A 4,613-nucleotide genomic window follows, 5' to 3' on the forward strand; every position below is an offset into this window, starting at 1 on the left:
GCCATTGCGCATCGAGGATCGCCGGTTGTTTCTCACCCGAGTCCAGACGCGTGATGGTCAGCAACACCTGCACATCCGGGGTAAAACCCAGGGTCGCCGGCGCCAGCACCACACGCTGGCTGTCGAGATGACCGGCCACCTGACGCATCAGCAATTGATCGATATCCGACGAAAGGCTGCCCGCCCAGCGACCGTCGGTCGCCGCTTGCAGGCTGCCGTCCGGTTGACGTTGCAGCAGGGTTTCACGTTGCAGGTAATCAGCAATGACTACCGGACCCAACAAAACCGCCATGCCTGCGCTTTGCGCAGGCTGAGCCGGACTTCCGCTGTCCAGCTGATACAGCGACACCGGCTGGTGAACGCTGCAACCCGCCAGGCCCAAAACGCCGGCGAGCAGGAAAATAAGGGGGCGCAGAGCAGTCATCATCCCGTCCAGGTGGCCGCCACAAGGCTGACCACAGTGAAAATACTCAATAAATATGAAGAACGCTCGGCCACGCCGGCGTTTGGAAAGGCCATATCATCCGTGAATATGCGTTCCGACTCCAGCGCCAAAGCGTCGATCTACGCGTTAAATCGTAGATCGACGCCTCTAGGTGGGCGTTTACGCCTAATTGAGGTTTTCGACGAGCAGCGCATCCACTCTCTGGAAGCCCCTTGGAAGCTTGTTGCCACGACGGCCACGTTCACCCTTGTAGTGTTCGAGGTCGTCGGCCTTCAGCGACAGGGTCCGTTTTCCGGCCTGCAGCACCAACGTGGCGCCTTCCGGAAGTACGGCGATGTCCGTGACATATTCTTCGCGACTGGCCACACGCTCACCGGAAATACCGATGATCTTGTTGCCCTTGCCCTTCCCTAATTGTGGCAGATCGCTGATTTTGAAGATCAGCAGGCGACCTTCGGTCGTGACCGAGGCCAGCCAGTTCTGCTCACGATCGGCCACTGGCCGCGGCGCGATGACTTTGGCGTTGTTCGGCAGACTCAACAGGGCCTTACCGGCCTTGTTCTTGGCCTGCAGGTCTTCGCCTTTGACCACGAAGCCGTAACCGGCATCGGACGCGATCACATACAGCGCATCGTCTTCCGGCATCAGCACGCACTCGAACGTGGCGCCGGGCGGCGGCGTCAGACGGCCGGTCAACGGCTCGCCCTGGCCCCGGGCCGACGGCAAGGTGTGCGCGGCGACCGAATAGCTGCGGCCGGTGGAGTCGATAAACACGGCAAACTGGTTGGAGCGCCCCGCCGCCGAGGTCTTGAAGCCGTCACCGGCCTTGTACGACAGGCCAGTGGCGTCGATGTCGTGTCCTTTGGCCGAACGGATCCAGCCTTTTTCCGACAACACGACAGTCACTTTTTCGTTCGGCAACAGGTCGTGTTCGGTCAGCGCCTTGGCTTCAGCACGTTCGACGATGGGTGAACGACGGTCATCGCCATAGGTTTCAGCGTCTTTCAGCAACTCGGTGCGCACCAGCTTCTTCAGCTTCGCTTCGCTGCCCAGCAGCGCTTGCAGCTTGGCTTGTTCCTTGAGCAGTTCGTCCTGCTCGTCGCGCAGCTTCATCTCTTCCAGTCGCGCCAACTGACGCAGACGGGTGTCGAGGATATAGTCGGCCTGAATCTCGCTGAGGGCGAAACGTTCGATCAGCTTGGCTTTCGGGTGCTCCTCGGTGCGGATGATGTGGATCACTTCATCCAGGTTGAGGTAAGCGATCAGCAAGCCGTCCAACAGGTGCAGGCGACGCTCGACCTTGTCGAGGCGGAATTGCAGGCGGCGACGCACGGTCAGCACGCGGAATTCCAGCCATTCGACCAGCAACGCACGGAGGTTTTTCAGCTGTGGCTTGCCGTCCAGACCGATGATGTTGACGTTGACCCGGTAGGTCGACTCCAGCTCGGTGCTGGCGAACAGGTGCTGCATCAGCGCTTCGTGATCGACGCGGCTGTTGACCGGAATAATCACGATGCGGCACGGGTTTTCGTGGTCGGATTCGTCACGCAGGTCAGCGATCTGCGGCGCTTTCGACGGTTTGGCCTGCATCAGCGCAGCGATCTGCTCCAGCACCTTGGCGCCAGACACCTGGTGCGGCAGCGCGGTGACGATGATGTCGCCGTCCTCGACGTGGTACACGGCGCGCATGCGCACCGAGCCCTTGCCGGTTTCGTACATTTTCAGCAGGTCGGCGCGCGGGGTGATGATTTCCGCTTCGGTCGGGTAGTCCGGGCCCTGAATGTGTTCGCAGAGCTGTTCGACCGTGGCTTTCGGCTCATCGAGCAGGCGCACGCAGGCAGTGGCGACTTCGCGCAGGTTGTGCGGTGGCACGTCGGTGGCCATGCCCACGGCGATACCGGTGGTGCCGTTGAGCAGGATGTTCGGCAAACGTGCCGGCAACACCAGCGGTTCCTGCAGGGTGCCGTCGAAGTTCGGGCCCCAGTCGGCGGTGCCCTGGCCCAGCTCGCTGAGCAGCACTTCGGAATAGCGCGACAGACGGGCTTCGGTGTAACGCATGGCGGCGAAGGACTTCGGATCGTCCGGCGCACCCCAGTTGCCCTGGCCGTCGACCAGTGTGTAGCGATAGCTGAACGGCTGGGCCATCAGCACCATCGCTTCGTAGCACGCCGAGTCGCCGTGCGGGTGGAACTTGCCGAGCACGTCACCGACGGTACGCGCCGATTTCTTGTGCTTGGAATCGGCATCCAGCCCCAGTTCGCTCATGGCGTAGACGATACGCCGCTGTACCGGTTTCAGGCCGTCGCCGATATGCGGCAAAGCACGGTCCATGATCACGTACATGGAGTAGTTGAGGTAGGCATTTTCGGTGAAGTCAGCCAGCGAGCGGCGTTCTACACCGTCCAGGCTGAGATCAAGGGAGTCGCTCATGCGGGCCTCATCGGTTCGTTGTCTGGCGCAGCAGCATGGTGCCACCGCGCTGGGTAAATTCAAGTTTGTTCAGGGCGCTCATGCCGAGCAGCACCTGATCGCCATGCAGCCCCGGCGCCACCAGTGCGCGGACGTCCCGCAGCACGATGTCGCCCAGTTGCAGGCGGTCGATTTTGGTCCGGTAGCCCTGGCTCAGGCCGTTGGCCGTGCTCAGGGTTACACCGAAACCCTCTTCCAGTTTCAACCGTTTGGCCAGATCCGCCGGGATCGCCACATCGGTGGCGCCGGTGTCGAGCATGAACTCCACCGGCTCACCGTTGATCTGGCCGCTGGCGACAAAATGCCCTTGGGCGTTGCCGGCCAGCTTCACTTCGATCACGCCGTCATGCTGCTCGGACGTGATCACCACGTTCGGATTCTGCTGGCGCTGTTCCCACTGGCCAAAAAACCGCGTCGCCAGAAACAACGCCGCGCACCAGGCCAGAATCATCAATACCCGGCCGGCGCGCTTGCCCGGCGGTTGCTGGCTCACGGCTTGGCGCTCCAGCCACCTTCAGGCGCAGCGAAGCGCCAGACGATCGGGCGTTTCTCGCCATCGGCGCGGACACCGTCGTTATTGTCCAGGCCAATCCACGCGCCGTCGGCGTCCACCACCAAGGCTTCCGCCAGACCGTAGGCCTGGGAATAAAGCCGTTGTGGCTGCAAGGCCTCTTCAGCAAACGACCAGCAGCGTTCGACCTTGGCCGTCACCGCATCACGCCGACAGACCCTGAACGCATTGCGCTCAAGGGTGAACAGCTTGCCGTTGAACAGCGACAGGTCGGCGAAATCACGACTGACGGCGCGAGCCTTGGGGAACTGCGGTGGCTGCATCTCCACCCCGGCTTCGCTGAGCAAAACGCAGCCGCCGTGGCAATCCCAGACTGTTTGCTGACGCTTGATCTTCAGCAGGCCACGCCGTTCACGCTCGGCCGCCAGCCACATTTCATCGCCCGCCGGGTTGATCGCCAGGCCTTCGAACAACGCATTGAAGTGCAGCAACATGCCGCTGGCCCGGGCCTCCTTGACCAGCATCGGCGAGATTTTCAGCCACGATGCCGTCCCCTCGGGCGACACCTGCAGCACCGCCGCATGGGCTTCGCTGACGATGTAGCGGTTACCGGCGCTGTCGCAGGTGATCCCTTCGAAATCGAGGTCGCCGCCACGGATGAACGACGCCGCCCAGGTGCGCGAACTCAAGCCCCACGGCAAGCCGCTGTCGGGTACTTTCGGCACGTCGAGGTGCACGGTTTCGGCCTGCCAGACCTGATCGCCCGTGTTCAGGCGATAGATCTGCTCGTCGTCACGGTCGGACACCGTCCACAAATCCTTGCCGCACATTGCCAACCCCGAAAGGTTGCCGCCGCGCATGCCGTCGACCGGATGCTCGGCCAGCAGCTTCAACTCGGGCACCGGCTCGGCCGCCACCGTCATCGAGCCCAGCAGCAACGCACATGCCAGGGCGACGCCGAAGCGCATCAGGCCAGCACCTCGGCGAGGTTGCCCTTGGATTCGAGCCAGGTCTTGCGGTCACCGGCGCGTTTCTTCGCCAGCAGCATGTCCATCATTTCCGAGGTCTCGGCGAAATCATCGCCCAGCGTCAGTTGCACCAGTCGCCGGGTGTTCGGGTCCATGGTGGTTTCACGCAGCTGCGGCGGGTTCATTTCGCCCAGACCCTTGAATCGGGTGACCTGTGGCT

The 4,613-nt window shown here is 62.4% G+C and carries 4 protein-coding genes and 1 pseudogene; all 5 read right to left on the reverse strand.

From position 1 onward, the window contains the following. A partial coding sequence (locus tag DBR24_RS26825) for a membrane integrity-associated transporter subunit PqiC (protein WP_371921366.1) occupies positions 1-424 on the reverse strand: 424 nt, incomplete at its 3' end. Positions 425-610: 186 nt separating this feature from the next. Further along, positions 611-2,875, reverse strand: coding sequence for a DNA topoisomerase IV subunit A (gene parC, locus DBR24_RS26830; RefSeq protein WP_003221074.1), 2,265 nt, complete (start codon positions 2,873-2,875; stop codon positions 611-613). 7 nt (positions 2,876-2,882) lie between these two features. Then, the gene (locus DBR24_RS26835) at positions 2,883-3,407 is read right to left on the reverse strand and encodes a TIGR02281 family clan AA aspartic protease (RefSeq protein WP_123470873.1); all 525 of its coding nucleotides are present in this window, start codon (positions 3,405-3,407) and stop codon (positions 2,883-2,885) included. Further along, a complete protein-coding gene (locus DBR24_RS26840; protein ID WP_128616222.1) occupies positions 3,404-4,393 on the reverse strand; it encodes an esterase-like activity of phytase family protein in 990 nt (329 codons plus the stop codon). Before DBR24_RS26840 ends, DBR24_RS26835 begins: the two co-directional genes overlap by 4 nt. Then, positions 4,393-4,613: pseudogene (locus tag DBR24_RS34005) on the reverse strand (DNA topoisomerase IV subunit B); the annotation flags it as partial. The pseudogene DBR24_RS34005 and the gene DBR24_RS26840, both read right to left, overlap by 1 nt.

It is taken from the genome of Pseudomonas sp. HMWF006 (assembly GCF_003061205.1).
Taxonomy (GTDB): Bacteria; Pseudomonadota; Gammaproteobacteria; order Pseudomonadales; family Pseudomonadaceae; genus Aquipseudomonas; species Aquipseudomonas monsensis.